Origin of the sequence: Paraburkholderia atlantica, assembly GCF_000092885.1 — a bacterium.
GTDB classification, from domain to species: domain Bacteria; phylum Pseudomonadota; class Gammaproteobacteria; order Burkholderiales; family Burkholderiaceae; genus Paraburkholderia; species Paraburkholderia atlantica.
On the sequence record NC_014117.1, the window covers coordinates 1,492,811 to 1,506,673 of the forward strand.

The 13,863-nt window shown below is 63.8% G+C and carries 12 protein-coding genes; 6 read left to right on the plus strand and 6 right to left on the minus strand.

All coding sequences use genetic code 11. The annotated features are described in order from the left end of the window. Positions 1 to 29 precede the first annotated feature (29 nt). Together BC1002_RS06645 and lexA are read right to left on the minus strand one after the other, a co-directional pair. Complete coding sequence (locus BC1002_RS06645; protein WP_013089296.1) at positions 30 to 374, minus strand: hypothetical protein; 345 nt, start codon at positions 372 to 374, stop codon at positions 30 to 32. A 134-nt stretch (positions 375 to 508) separates the two neighbouring features. Continuing rightward, complete coding sequence (gene lexA / locus BC1002_RS06650; RefSeq protein ID WP_008922406.1) at positions 509 to 1,159, minus strand: transcriptional repressor LexA; 651 nt, start codon at positions 1,157 to 1,159, stop codon at positions 509 to 511. Positions 1,160 to 1,470: 311 nt separating this feature from the next. On the opposite strand from lexA, the gene BC1002_RS06655 reads away from it, so the two are divergent. The 5 genes from BC1002_RS06655 (at position 1,471) to BC1002_RS06675 (ending at position 6,686) form a co-directional block, all read left to right on the plus strand. Continuing rightward, positions 1,471 to 2,517: a sulfate ABC transporter substrate-binding protein gene (locus tag BC1002_RS06655; RefSeq protein ID WP_013089297.1), complete on the plus strand. Its 1,047-nt coding sequence runs from the start codon at positions 1,471 to 1,473 to the stop codon at positions 2,515 to 2,517. A 161-nt stretch (positions 2,518 to 2,678) separates the two neighbouring features. Beyond that, complete coding sequence (cysT, locus tag BC1002_RS06660) at positions 2,679 to 3,575, plus strand: sulfate ABC transporter permease subunit CysT (protein WP_013089298.1); 897 nt, start codon at positions 2,679 to 2,681, stop codon at positions 3,573 to 3,575. After that, positions 3,572 to 4,576, plus strand: coding sequence for a sulfate ABC transporter permease subunit CysW (gene cysW, locus BC1002_RS06665; RefSeq protein ID WP_013089299.1), 1,005 nt, complete (start codon positions 3,572 to 3,574; stop codon positions 4,574 to 4,576). The genes cysT and cysW overlap by 4 nt, the downstream gene beginning before the upstream one ends. Next, positions 4,577 to 5,635: a sulfate/molybdate ABC transporter ATP-binding protein gene (locus BC1002_RS06670; RefSeq protein ID WP_013089300.1), complete on the plus strand. Its 1,059-nt coding sequence runs from the start codon at positions 4,577 to 4,579 to the stop codon at positions 5,633 to 5,635. 124 nt (positions 5,636 to 5,759) lie between these two features. Then, the gene (locus BC1002_RS06675; protein WP_013089301.1) at positions 5,760 to 6,686 is read left to right on the plus strand and encodes a CysB family HTH-type transcriptional regulator; all 927 of its coding nucleotides are present in this window, start codon (positions 5,760 to 5,762) and stop codon (positions 6,684 to 6,686) included. A gap of 98 nt (positions 6,687 to 6,784) precedes the next feature. Here the strand turns inward: BC1002_RS06675 and BC1002_RS06680 are convergent, their stop codons facing one another. Then, positions 6,785 to 8,347, minus strand: a complete 1,563-nt coding sequence (locus tag BC1002_RS06680; RefSeq protein WP_013089302.1) for a YadA family autotransporter adhesin — start codon at positions 8,345 to 8,347, stop codon at positions 6,785 to 6,787. Between the two features lie 32 nt (positions 8,348 to 8,379). Then, positions 8,380 to 10,239, minus strand: a complete 1,860-nt coding sequence (locus BC1002_RS35600) for an ESPR-type extended signal peptide-containing protein (protein ID WP_013089303.1) — start codon at positions 10,237 to 10,239, stop codon at positions 8,380 to 8,382. Between the two features lie 499 nt (positions 10,240 to 10,738). On the opposite strand from BC1002_RS35600, the gene BC1002_RS06695 reads away from it, so the two are divergent. Next, positions 10,739 to 11,773 (plus strand): asparaginase, encoded by a 1,035-nt coding sequence (locus BC1002_RS06695; RefSeq protein ID WP_041734615.1) that lies wholly within the window; start codon positions 10,739 to 10,741, stop codon positions 11,771 to 11,773. 263 nt (positions 11,774 to 12,036) lie between these two features. Here the strand turns inward: BC1002_RS06695 and BC1002_RS06700 are convergent, their stop codons facing one another. Beyond that, positions 12,037 to 12,948 (minus strand): 2-hydroxy-3-oxopropionate reductase, encoded by a 912-nt coding sequence (locus BC1002_RS06700; RefSeq protein ID WP_013089305.1) that lies wholly within the window; start codon positions 12,946 to 12,948, stop codon positions 12,037 to 12,039. A gap of 51 nt (positions 12,949 to 12,999) precedes the next feature. Continuing rightward, positions 13,000 to 13,809, minus strand: a complete 810-nt coding sequence (otnI, locus tag BC1002_RS06705) for a 2-oxo-tetronate isomerase (protein ID WP_013089306.1) — start codon at positions 13,807 to 13,809, stop codon at positions 13,000 to 13,002. Between the last annotated feature and the right edge of the window lie 54 nt (positions 13,810 to 13,863).

The window sequence follows — 13,863 nt, forward strand, 5'->3', positions numbered from 1 at the left end:
TGCTTATTGCATGCGTGCTCAGGAATCGCTCAGGCTTCGAACACCGCGCCGTGCACGTTGGCTTCGTCGGCTATGCAACGATCGATCATACGGCATACGGCGTCGACCGTGCCGACCATGATCAGTCGCGACGGACCATGATAGACCCGCACCGGAGCGCGGCGCGCGGGCTCCGCGATATTCAGCGCCGAATTCAGCGATACGCGCGCAAACGCCGGCAACGACGACGGCAGACCGGAGGCTTCGGCAGGCTCGTCGAACAGCGACGGCGTGCGCGCCGAGGACGCCTCGATCGGCGCGCAAGGCGTGAGCTTGCGCAGATGGCGCAGACGGCCGAACTGGCGAAAAGGCAGCAGGCGGGCAAGGCGTTCCATGAGTCTCTCCAGACGATGCGGCTTAAATGCTCGGCGTAATGCGGGCGTAAATGCGTGCGGGCGAAAATGCGTGCGGGCGTAAATGCGACTTGAGTCGAACAAACCGGCGCGAGCGTTCCGGCGACAGCAAAAAATCAGAACTCGCTGGGGCGAATCAGTCCGACCGCGATCCCTTCGAGCGCGAAATCCGCGCTGCCGGTTTCCACGAAGATGTTGTCGTAGTCGGGGTTTTCGGCGATCAGCTCAATGCCGTTCGGCCGGCGCTTCAGACGCTTGACCGTCACGTCGTCGCCAAGCCGCGCAATGATGATCTGGCCGTCTTTCGCCTCGCTGCGCTTTTGCACCGCGAGCAGGTCGCCGTCGAGAATGCCCGCGTCGCGCATCGATAAGCCGCGCACCTTCAGCAGGTAGTCGGGCTTGCTCGAGAACAGCGCCGGGTCGCACGCGTAGTGCTGCGAGATATGTTCCTGCGCGAGGATCGGGCTACCCGCCGCAACCCGGCCGATCAGCGGCAGTGACAACTGCATCAGGCCCGCATGCGGCAGCGTGAACTGGTGCGGCGCATCCTCCTGTCCGGACAGCAGCCGGATGCCGCGCGACGCGCCGGCCGCCAGTTCGATCACGCCCTTGCGGGCCAGCGCGCGCAGATGCTCTTCCGCGGAATTGGCCGAGCTGAAACCGAGCTCGGCGGCAATTTCCGCGCGAGTGGGCGGAAAGCCGGTGCGTTCGATCGCCCGGCGGATCAGATCGAAAACCTGCTGCTGTCGTGCGGTGAGTTTTGTCATGGCCACTGTATGTATGAACAGGTGACTGTATTTTTATACAGTATTCGGCGCATTTCAAGCTTTACTTTAAGTTCGACGCAAGGGGCGCGCTGGGGCGTCGTTTATCGACGACATGACGGCGATTTCGGCGTCTGAACAGCCGGCGCGTCTGCCGTTACCACTTTTGGGCATTAAAAAATGAAGAAACATTATTTTTAATGATGAAAGGCCTTCGATAGACTGGCTCCCGGGTTGGCGCTCATGTGCACGTGACCGCGACGCAAAACGACACCAGACGCTCAACAGCGGACATCACGCGGAGAAAAACTGAAATGAACCATCGGCATACGGGGCTTGCGGCTCGAACCAGAAAACTGATCACGGCGCTAGCCGTCGGCGCGGCGGGTACGCTCGGCATGTTGGGCGCTAGCGGTGTCGCGCACGCCGACACCACGATTCTGAACGTGTCCTACGATCCGACGCGCGAGCTGTATCAGGACATCAATCAGGCATTCGGCAAGGAATGGAAGGCCAAGACCGGCGAAGCCGTCACCTTCAAGCAGTCGCACGGCGGCTCGGGCGCGCAGGCTCGCTCGGTGGTCGACGGTCTGCAGGCCGACGTCGTGACGCTCGCGCTCGCATATGACATCGACGCCATCGCGAACAAGGGGCTCGTCGACAAGAACTGGCAGAAGCGTCTGCCGGACAACGCCTCGCCGTACACGTCGACGATCGTGTTCCTCGTGCGCAAGGGCAACCCGAAGCACATCAAGGATTGGGACGATCTGGTGAAGCCGGGCGTGTCGATCGTGACGCCGAATCCGAAGACCTCCGGCGGCGCGCGCTGGAACTACCTGGCCGCGTGGGCGTACGCCGCTCATCAGCCGGGCGGCAACGATCAGAAGGCCAAGGAGTTCGTCGGCAAGCTGTACAAGAACGCCGGCGTGCTCGATTCGGGCGCGCGCGGCGCGACCACCAGCTTCGTGCAGCGCGATATCGGCGACGTGCTGATCGCGTGGGAAAACGAGGCATTCCTGTCGGTGAAGGAGTTCGGTCCGGATAAGTTCGAGATCGTGGTGCCGTCGGTGAGCATCCTGGCCGAGCCGCCGGTCGCGGTGGTCGACAAGGTCGTCGACAAACACGGCACGCGCAAGCTGGCCGACGCGTATCTGAACTTCCTGTATAGCGAGGAAGGCCAGGAGATCGCCGCGCGCAATTTCTATCGCCCGCGTTCGAACAAGGTGCCGGCCGATCTGACCGCGAAGTTTCCGAAGCTGAAGCTCTACACGATCGACGATTCGTTCGGCGGCTGGACCAACGCGCAGAAGACCCATTTCGCGGACGGCGGCGTGTTCGATTCGATTTATCAGCCGCAGTAAGAACCACCGCCTGAATCACGGGCAGAGGCAAAGAGGGCGCGCCCAATGGGCGCGCTTTCGGCTAACCGGGCTCCGGTGGCCAGCAGGGCGGCAATACCGCAGTACCGCAACACAGCAAAACGAATCACCGCGCGAGCATCAACCATGAACGAGTATCCAGCATGACCACGTTGACTTTCCGCAAGCCGAGCGCATTGCCCGGCTTTGGCCTGACACTCGGCATCACGGTGGCTTATTTGAGCCTCGTGGTGCTGATTCCATTGGCGGCGACCTTTCTGAAAACCGCGACGCTCGACTGGGACCAGTTCGTGCGCGCGGTCACGTCGCCGCGCGTACTCGCGTCCTATCGGCTGACGTTCTTCTCGGCGCTCGGCGGCGCGCTGATCAACGCGGTGTTCGGCTTTCTCGTCGCGTGGGTGCTGGTGCGCTACACGTTTCCGTTCAAGCGCATCGTCGATGCGGTCGTCGATCTGCCGTTCGCGCTGCCTACCTCGGTCGCGGGCATCTCGCTCGCCGCCGTGTATGCGGGCAACGGCTGGATCGGCCAGTTCCTCGTGCCGCTCGGCATCAAGATCGCGTTCACGCCGGCCGGCGTGCTGGTCGCGCTGACCTTCATCGGCCTGCCGTTCGTCGTGCGCACGGTGCAGCCGGTGCTCGAGGAATTCGAGCGCGAGCAGGAGGAGGCGGCGGCGTGCCTCGGCGCGTCGCGCTGGCTGACGTTTCGCCGCGTCGTGCTGCCGGCCGTGTTCCCGGCGCTGCTGACCGGCTTTGCGCTTGCGTTCGCGCGCGCGCTCGGCGAATACGGCTCGGTGATCTTCATCGCGGGGAACGTGCCGATGAAGTCGGAGATCACGTCGCTCCTGATCATCACGAAGCTCGAACAATACGACTACGCGGGCGCGACGGCGCTCGCGGTCGTGATGCTGGTCGTGTCGTTCCTGATGCTGCTGCTGATCAACACGCTGCAGTGGTGGCTGCAGCGGCGCACGAGCCGCGGCAATGCCGGGCCGGCGCCAGCGGCCACGAGCGTCGCGGCAATCGGTGGAGGTGTGCAATGAGCCGCGTTCCGACCAACCCGGCGAGCGTCGCGCGTCGCCCCGATCCGGTCAGTGAGTCGCCCGCCGTGCGCTGGCTGCTGATTGGCGTCGCACTGCTGTTTCTCACGCTGTTCCTCGTCGTGCCGCTCGCCGCGGTGTTCTATCAGGCACTGAACAAGGGGCTGCGTTTTTACTTCGAAGCGCTCGCCGATCCGGATGCGCTGTCGGCGATCAAGCTGACGCTGCTCACCGCGGCGATCGCGGTGCCGCTGAACCTGGTGTTCGGCCTCGCGGCGTCGTGGTGTATCGCGAAGTTCGAGTTCCGCGGCAAGGCACTGCTGACTACGCTGATCGATCTGCCGTTTTCGGTGTCGCCGGTGATCTCCGGTCTGATCTACGTGCTGATGTTCGGCGCGCAGGGCTGGTTCGGCCCGTGGCTCGAAGATCACAACGTGCAGATCATTTTCGCGGTGCCGGGTATCGTGCTCGCGACGATCTTCGTCACGTTCCCGTTCGTCGCGCGCGAACTGATTCCGCTGATGCAGGCTCAGGGCAACGACGAGGAAGAAGCCGCGCACGTGCTCGGCGCATCGGGCTGGCAGACGTTCCGTCGTGTGACGCTGCCGAACGTCAAGTGGGGCCTGCTGTACGGCGTGATTCTGTGTAATGCGCGCGCGATGGGCGAGTTCGGCGCGGTGTCGGTGGTGTCCGGCCATATTCGCGGGCAGACGGACACGATGCCGCTGCACGTCGAAATCCTCTACAACGAGTACAACTTCTCGGCCGCGTTCGCCGTGGCCTCGCTGCTCGCGCTGCTGGCGCTGGTCACGCTGGGGCTCAAGCTGCTGGCCGAGCGCCATATGTCGGCGGAACTCTCGGCGGCGCGTGAACTGCCCGCGCATGCGGGGCCGGCGCCGGCCGGGGCGTCACAGGCCAATAGCGCGCAGTCCGCTTCTCATTCGTTTTTCGTCAACGCCACGCCTGCGTCGCAGCGACATCCGCTCAAGCAAGGAGAGCTGTAAATGGGTATCACCGTTCGTAACCTGCAAAAGCGCTTCGGCGATTTCGTCGCGCTCGACAACGTGTCGCTCGACTTTCCGCCGGGCGAACTCGTCGCGCTGCTCGGGCCGTCGGGTTGCGGCAAGACGACCTTGCTGCGTGTGATCGCCGGCCTCGAATACGCGGACGGCGGCCAGGTCGAGCTGCAAGGCCAGGACGTCGCGGCGGTCGGCGCGCGCGAGCGCGAGGTGGGCTTCGTGTTCCAGCATTACGCGCTGTTCCGGCATATGACGGTGTTCGAGAACGTCGCGTTCGGCCTGCGCGTAAAGCCGCGCAAGGAACGTCCGTCGGAGAAGGTGATTCGCGAGAAGGTGCATGAACTGCTGAAGCTCGTGCAGCTCGATTGGCTCGCGCAACGCTATCCGTCGGAGCTGTCCGGTGGTCAGCGGCAACGCATCGCGCTCGCGCGCGCGTTGGCCGTCGAGCCGAAGGTGCTGCTGCTCGACGAGCCGTTCGGCGCGCTCGACGCGAAGGTGCGCAAGGAGCTGCGCAGCTGGCTGCGGCGCCTGCACGACGATCTGCATATCTCGACGATCTTCGTTACGCACGATCAGGAAGAGGCGCTCGAAGTGGCGGACCGCATCGTCGTGCTCAATCGCGGGCATGTCGAGCAGGTGGGCAGCCCGCAGGACGTGTACGACCATCCGCAGACGCCGTTCGTCTACGAGTTTCTCGGCGCGGCGAACCGTCTGCATGGCAACGTCGATGCGCAAGGCTTCGTCGTCGATGGCGCCGCGCTGCCGGTCTCCATTGCGGCGGGTTTCAGTGGCCCGGCGTTCGCCTATGTGCGGCCGCATGACCTGCAGTTGTATCCGCAGGCGGCCGGGCATCGCGACGGCATCGTCGTCGATGTGCGGCGCGTGGTGACGCTCGGCGGCTCGGTACGCGTCGAACTCGCGGGTCGCGAAGGCAATCTGCTCGAAGCCGAACTCGATCGCGAAACGTGGCGCGATCTGCAACTCGCGGTGGGCGACGGCGTGACCGCGGTGCCTCGCGCGCTGCGGGTGTTTCCGGCGCAGTGAGAGGGCAGCGCCGCGGTGCGGCGCTCGAACCGGAAGAAAAACGTATCAGCCGTCGCACCGACTGGTCCCATTTGGCGTTCGGCGGCTCTAATAACTCAACTCTGGCAGAACCGGAGACCCAACGATGAATTTTCAGCAATTGCGCTTCGTGCGCGAGGCCGTGCGGCAGAACATGAACCTGACCGAAGTGGCGAACGTGCTGTACACGTCGCAGTCGGGCGTGTCGAAGCAGATCAAGGATCTCGAGGATGAACTCGGCGTCGACATTTTCATTCGCCGCGGCAAGCGGCTGACGGGCCTCACCGAACCGGGCAAGGCCGTGCATCAGTTGATCGAGCGGATGCTGCTCGATGCGGAGAATCTGCGCCGCGTCGCGCGTCAATACGCGGATCAGGACAGCGGACACCTCGTCGTCGCGACCACCCATACGCAGGCGCGTTATGCGTTGCCGAAGGTGGTTCGCCAGTTCACGTCGGTGTTCCCAAAAGTGCATCTGGCGCTGCGCCAGGGCAGCCCGCAGCAGATCGCGCAGATGATCATCAACGGCGAGGCCGATATCGGCATCTCGACCGAGGCGCTCGACCGCTTCCCCGACATCGTCACGTTCCCGTGCTATTCGTGGCATCACGTGGTGGTCGTGCCGAAGGATCATCCGCTGGTCGGCCGCGAAAACCTGACGCTCGACGAGATCGCCGAATTCCCGATCGTCACGTACGACCAGGACTTCACGGGCCGCTCGCATATCGACCAGGCATTCGCGAAAGCTGGCGCATTGCCCGACGTCGTGCTGACCGCGATCGACGCCGACGTGATCAAGACCTACGTCGAGCTCGGCATGGGCATCGGCGTGGTCGCGGCGATGGCCTACGACCCGAAGCGCGACACCGAACTCGTCGCGCTCGATACGCAGCATCTGTTCGAGGCGAGCACGACGCGGGTCGGTTTGCGCAAGGGAGCGTTCCTGCGCGCGTACGCGTATCGGCTGATCGAGATGTTCGCGCCGCAATTGAGCGAGACGGATATCGCGGCGCAGTTGCGCGAGGCGGCTTAGCAAAAAAAGGGTCTTGCCGTTCCCCGGCAAGACCCTTTCAAAACACCCGCTATACAGCTATTGGATTAACGGACTTCGTGCGTTACGTGATATGGCTGTCAGAACTCGTAGCCAACGTGCGCACGCACGCCAGCGTCGCCCGTGGACGTGACCGACACCGCAGCGTTGACGAGCCACTTATTGTTCCGTGAGCGGTACGTTGCTCCTACTGCTGCGGCGCTGCCGCCCTTGTACGTCGCGCCACCCGCTGCGACGATGGTTTTGCCCGGACCCGACGGCGTCATGTTCGGCATTGCCATCGCTGCTGCGATACCTGCGTAGGCGTTCTTCGCGACGTCGTTGATCGCCCGGTTGGTCGCGTTGATACGCTGATCGGTGTAGTTGTTGGCCTGCTGAACGCCCTGTGCGACCGAGCTGTTCATCTGACCGACATTGACTGCGTCCGTGTCTGCGGTACCCGCTGCAACGTTGGTGATCTGGCGTTCGTTACCCGGTGAGCCGACCGACACCGAGTTATCGCGATCCGTCACCGAACCCTGACCCAACGCCACCGAGTTCGCATGGCCAGCCTGCGCACCCGTGCCGATCGCCGTCGAGTTGACGCCGGTCGCCGCCGCATTGGTGCCCACTGCCACCGCGTTGTCTGCTGCGGCGCTAGCGTTTGCCCCGACCACCGTGCTGCCTGCACCGGTACCCGGCATCGAAACATCGGCCACAGCACCATTGTTGCTGTCCGACGACGAAACATCCGGGGTGACCGATTGGATGTTTGACACCTGGGAACCGAGATCCTTCACCTGGCCGTTGAGATCCGTCACCTGGTCCTGTAGTGCCGACAGCTGGCCGTAGTTCACCGCGTCGTACTGGCTCGTACCGTTGGCCACATTGGTCAGGATCACCGGAGCTGCGCTCTGGCCTCCACCCAGTGTCAAGGAACCGAAGTTCACCGAGCCGTCAACGTTACGGTCGTACTGCACTGCGCCCGACAGTTGCGTCCCGACATCGCCCACCTGGGTCTGCAGCTTCGTGATGTCCGCGGTGTTCTGCGTCACCCGGTCGTCCAGGTTGGTGACGGCATCGCCTACGCTATGCACCGTCGTGCCACCCACGCTGTAGCTCGGCGCGCTGACCGTGCCGTCAGCGTTCACGGTCGAACCACCGCCCAGACCCGCGGCCACGCTCGCCGAGTTCGCATACAGCTGGCTGCCGTTGATGGCTTCCTTGCTGCCCGCAGCAACCGCACCGTCGGCCACGCCGCTCAGCGTGCGCACGCCATCGGTACCGCTGAAGTCCACCGTCGTGCCGTCCAGCCCCTTGGCCACCGTGATGACCTTGCTGGTCGCATCCTGCTGCACCAGGCCGACGCTGCCGCCGTCCAGCTGCTGCGTCAGGTTCGTGACCGAGCCTTCTACGTTGGTCACTCGGCTGTCCAGGCCGGTGATGTTCGTCGTGTTGGCCGCAATGCTGGACGTATTGGCCGCCACATTCTGGTTGGTCGCGTGCAGCTGCGAACCGTTCACCGCTTCGGTGCTGGTGTCGCCCAGCGCACCGGCCTTCACGCCGCTCAGCGAGCGGGCGCCATCGGTGCCGCTGAAGTTCACCGTCGTGCCGTCCAGCCCCTTGGCCACCGCGATGATCTTGCTGGTCGCATCCTGCTGCACCAGGCCGACGCTGCCGCCGTCCAGCTGCTGCGTCAGGTTCGTGACTGAGCCTTCACGTTGGTCACGCGGCTGTCGATGCTGGTGACGCGGTTGTCCACCGTGGTCACTCGGCTGTCCAGGCCGGTGATGTTCGTCGTGTTGGCCGCAATGCTGGACGTATTGGCCGCCACATTCTGGTTGGTCGCGTGCAGCTGCGAACCGTTCACCGCTTCGGTGCTGGTGTCGCCCAGCGCACCGGCCTTCACGCCGCTCAGCGAGCGGGCGCCATCGGTGCCGCTGAAGTTCACCGTCGTGCCATCCAGACCCTTGGCCACCGTGATGATCTTGCTGGTCGCATCCTGCTGCACCATGCCGACGCTGCCGCCGTCCAGCTGCTGCGTCAGGTTCGTGACCGAGCCTTCCACGTTGGTCACGCGGCTGTCGATGCTGGTGACGCGGTTGTCCACCGTGGTCACTCGGCTGTCCAGGCCGGTGATGTTCGTCGTGTTGGCCGCAATGCTGGACGTATTGGCCGCCACATTCTGGTTGGTCGCGTGCAGCTGCGAACCGTTCACCGCTTCGGTGCTGGTGTCGCCCAGCGCACCGGCCTTCACGCCGCTCAGCGAGCGGGCGCCATCGGTGCCGCTGAAGTTCACCGTCGTGCCATCCAGACCCTTGGCCACCGTGATGATCTTGCTGGTCGCATCCTGCTGCACCAGGCCGACGCTGCCGCCGTCCAGCTGCTGCGTCAGGTTCGTGACTGAGCCTTCCACGTTGGTCACGCGGCTGTCGATGCTGGTGACGCGGTTGTCCACCGTGGTCACTCGGCTGTCCAGGCCGGTGATGTTCGTCGTGTTGGCCGCAATGCTGGACGTATTGGCCGCCACATTCTGGTTGGTCGCGTGCAGCTGCGAACCGTTCACCGCTTCGGTGCTGGTGTCGCCCAGCGCACCGGCCTTCACGCCGCTCAGCGAGCGGGCGCCATCGGTGCCGCTGAAGTCCACCGTCGTGCCATCCAGACCCTTGGCCACCGTGATGACCTTGCTGGTCGCATCCTGCTGCACCAGGCCGATTGAGCCATCAGCCAGCTGGTTCCGCACGTTCGCGATGTCGCTCGTGTTCTGTGTAATGTCCGCCGTGTTCTCCGTTGTACGGCCGTCGAGGTTGGTAATCGCCTCACCCATATTGCTGACCGTCGTGCCGCCTACCCTGTAGCTAGGTGCCGAGAGGGTGCCGTCCGGGTTCACCGTCGAACCGCCGCCTAACCCCGCGGCGACGCTCGCCGAGACTGCATACAGCTGGCTGCCGTTAATGGCGTCCGTGCTGGTCGCGTTGACCGTCCCCGCCGCCATGTTCACGATTCGGCGCTGGCTCGCAGCGGAACCTACGGATACCGTGTTTGCCTGGTCGGCCACACTGCCCACGCCCAACGCAACGCTACCGGTGGCCGTGACCGTGGTGGATGCGCCCAGTGCCACACTATTCTCAGCGGACACATTGGAAGAATTGCCGATCGCCATCGAACGATTACCGGTGACTGACGCTGACTCACCGATTGCCGTCGTGGCCTGGCCATTCGTAAATGCGTCAACGCCGATGGCAATCGCTGAATAGTCGCCGCCACTCTGGCCACCAGCGCTCGCCCCGACTCCAATCGCAATTGATCCTGCGCCGGTGGTACTTGCGGCGACAGTGCCAGCGGCGGTGTTGTCGACAACAAGGTTGCCGTACTTGGGCACTGCGTTTGCCACATAGCCAAAGGCGATGCCGCTATACCCGGCCACCAGACTCAAGGCCACGGCAGCGGTGATGACTTTTGCCTTGCTACGCTTGCCGCGCGCAACCGTATTTTCGGAAGCCGCTACCCACGAACCAAGCGCTTCATTCCAGACGCTGACATATGACTTGTTCATGACATCATTCCTTTTAATGTTTAAGAAGAGTAGTTATACGAACTATTTGAAGATCGACGTTGCCCTTTTTTCGCTGTTCAATATCAGCCGCAAAATCAGGAGCGGGAACGTTTTCCAAGCTCATGGCCGCAGTAATAACCGGCGAGATTCTGGCTGGTCAACCGTGGGCGGGCTTTGGGTAAATCTGTTTAACTGGGTTTAGTTTATATTTTTGAGATGAGGCGAAAATAGGCCGGGTCCGAATCGACGCCGGCGCGAATTTGGGCGCTGCGGCACTGAGAAATCCTGACAGGACGACGAATGGAAAGGGGCGCCCTATGTCTCTCATCGAGTATGAAAAGTCCAGCGATGCCCATCGTCAATACCTGTGCTGATGAGTGCAGCTCGGCGCCGCATGGGATTCGAGCCCGCTCGTATGTCGCGCACGCTCAAGCGAGGCGAGTCTGCGTCTGATCGTCCGCGCATGGCGGCGCGTGGCGCATCGCTTACAATCGCCGCCATGAATACCTCGACTTCCTCTCTCCCGGGTCCTCCCGCCACGTCGTCGCTGCCGTGCATCGCTGTGCTCGCGACCGGTGGCACGATCGCCGGCGCGGCACCCGATGCTGCCAACACGTCCGGCTACCAGGCAGGTATCGTCGGCGTCGATCAGTTGCTGGCGGCGGTGCCGGCGCTGTCCACGGTTGCGCGCATCGCGCCGGAGCAGATCACCAGCATCGACAGCAAGGACATGGCGCTGCCGCTATGGATCACGCTCACACAACGCATCAACGCGCTGCTCGCGAGCGATGACATCGACGGCGTGGTCGTCACGCACGGCACCGACACGCTCGAAGAAACCGCTTATCTGCTGCATCTAACCGTCAAGTCGGACAAGCCGGTCGTGCTGACCGCGGCGATGCGCCCGGCGTCGGCGCTATCGGCCGATGGTCCGTTGAATCTGCTGAACGCGGTGACGGTGGCGGCACATGGGACTTCGCGCGGGCAGGGAGTGCTGGTCGCGTTCAATAACCGCATTCATTGCGCGCGCGACGTCGTAAAGACAAGCACCTATGCGGTCGATGCGTTCCAGTCGCCCGAGATCGGCGCGCTAGGCTGGGTGCAGGATGGCCGCGTCGAATTCCAGCGCGAGGTGGTGCGCGCGCATACGCTCGCGAGCGAATTCGCGATCGATGCGGCGTGGCCGCAGGTGGAGATCGTCACGAGTTATGCCGGGGTATCGCGGATCGCCGTCGATGCGCTCATCGCCGCGGGCGTGCGCGGCATCGTCGTCGCGGGCACGGGCAATGGCTCGATTCATCAGGCGTTGCAGCAGGCGCTGGTCGAGGCGGTGGCGCGCGGCATCGCGGTGGTGCGCTCGTCGCGAGTCGGCTCGGGGCATGTGATGCACAACGGCGCGGCCGCCGACGATGCACTCGGCTTCATCAGCGCGGGTGCGCTGAATCCGTATAAGGCGAGGGTTCTGTTGATGCTGGCGCTGGCGGCGGGCCATACCGCGCCGGCCGCGTTGCAGAAGGTGTTCGATACATATTGATTGACGAATCCGACAGCCGGACACCCAACGACGACGTCTGACCGACCAAGGCTTCCTCGGCGTCGCCGGGTGCCGCTGCGGACCCCACTTGCCGCTCTCAGCCCAGAGCGGCGCGATTTGCCCGTTTCGCCGCGCCAGCAGCCTAAGCCGCCGGGCGACGAACGGGCGCCCCACCTGTGCTCATCATCACGGCGCGGATGCCGAAGCGGCTATCAGCGCAATCGACGACGAGCTCAACCACACAGGAACCACGAAGGGGGACCTCAAGCCGCCTTCGCTTCCTTGCTGTCCGGCGTTTGCGCGACCTCATGATTCGCCATGATCTCGAGCGCGCGCACCATCGCCGAGTGATCCCACGCCTTGCCGCCATTCGCCGCGCAGACGCTGAACAACTGCTGCGCGCTCGCGGTATGCGGCAGCGCGATCCCAAGCTTGCGCGCGCCATCGAGCGCGAGATTCAGGTCCTTCTGATGCAGTTCGATTCGAAAGCCCGGATTGAACGTGCGCTTCGTCATGCGCTCGCCATGCACTTCGAGAATTCGCGATGACGCGAAGCCGCCCATCAACGCTCGCCGCACGCGCTCCGGATCGGCGCCCGAGCGCGACGCGAACAGCAGCGCTTCCGCGACCGCTTCGATGTTCAGCGCGACGATGATCTGGTTCGCGACCTTGCAGGTCTGACCCGCGCCGTTCTCGCCGATCAGCGAGATGTTCTTGCCCATCAGGTCGAACAGCGGCTTGGCTAGCGCAAAGGCTTTCTCGGGACCGCCGACCATGATCGTCAGCGTCGCGTCGCGCGCGCCGATTTCGCCGCCGGATACCGGTGCATCGAGATAGTCGACGCCTAGCGCGTTGATCTTCTTCGCGAACGCCTGAGTGTCGAGCGGCGAGATCGAGCTCATGTCGATCACGAGCTTGCCTCTGGTGAGACCCGCGGCGACGCCGTCGTCGGCGAACAGCACGTTGGCGACGTCAGGCGTGTCCGGCACCATGATGATGACGATGTCGGCGGCCTGCGCGACCGCGGTCGAACTGGCGACGACGTTCGTGCTCTTCGCGATGTCGTCCGGCACAGGATACGCGCCGTTGACGAACAGCGTGTGACCGCCCTTGATGAGGTTGCGCGCCATGTGGGCGCCCATGATGCCGAGTCCGATGAAGCCGATCTTTGCCATGTGGGTGAATCTCCAGGGTTTATAGAGGGCGTGCGTTGAGCCCAACGCGTCTCAAGCCGCCGCGTGCGCCGCGCCGCGCGCCTGACCGGCCACGCTTTGCACCCAGCCGAGGCCGGCCTCGGTCGTCGTGCGCGGCTTGTATTCGCAACCGACGTAGCCGTCGTAGCCGAGCGAGTCGAGCAGCGCGAACAGATACGGATAGTTGATCTCGCCGGTGCCCGGCTCGTGCCGTCCGGGGTTGTCCGCGAGCTGGATATGCGCGATCTGCGCGAGGTTCTTTTCGATCGTCGCCGCAAGTTCGCCTTCCATCCGCTGCATGTGATAGATGTCGTATTGCAGGAACAGATTGTCCGAGCCGACCTCGCGAATCACGTCGAGTCCATCGCGTGAACGGTTCAGCGCGAAGCCCGGAATATCGTACGAGTTGCACGGCTCGACGAGCAGCCGGATGCCGGCCTTCTTCAACTCGCGCGCGGCAAAGCGCAGGTTGTCGACGATCGTCGCGCGGGCGGTGTCGGCAGAGATTTTCGCGCCCGGAATGCCGACGAGGCAGTTCAGTTGCGGCACCTTCAACGCGCTTGCGTATTCGATCGCACGTCCGACGCCTTCCTGGAACTCGGCGACCCGATCGGGCAGACACGCGATGCCGCGTTCGCCGGCTTCCCAGTTGCCCGCCGGCAGGTTGTGCAGCACCAGCTTCAGGCGGTTCTGCTGCAGACGTTCGCTCAATTCGGCGATCGAATACGGATACGGGAACAGGAATTCGACGGCGTGAAAGCCGGCATTGGCTGCTGCCGCGAAACGGTCGAGGAACGGCACTTCGTTGAACAGCATCGTCAGGTTCGCTGCGAATTTCGGCATGGTGCGTTTGTCTCTCAGGTCGGTCAGGGATGGCGCGCCGGGCGTGATGAGGCG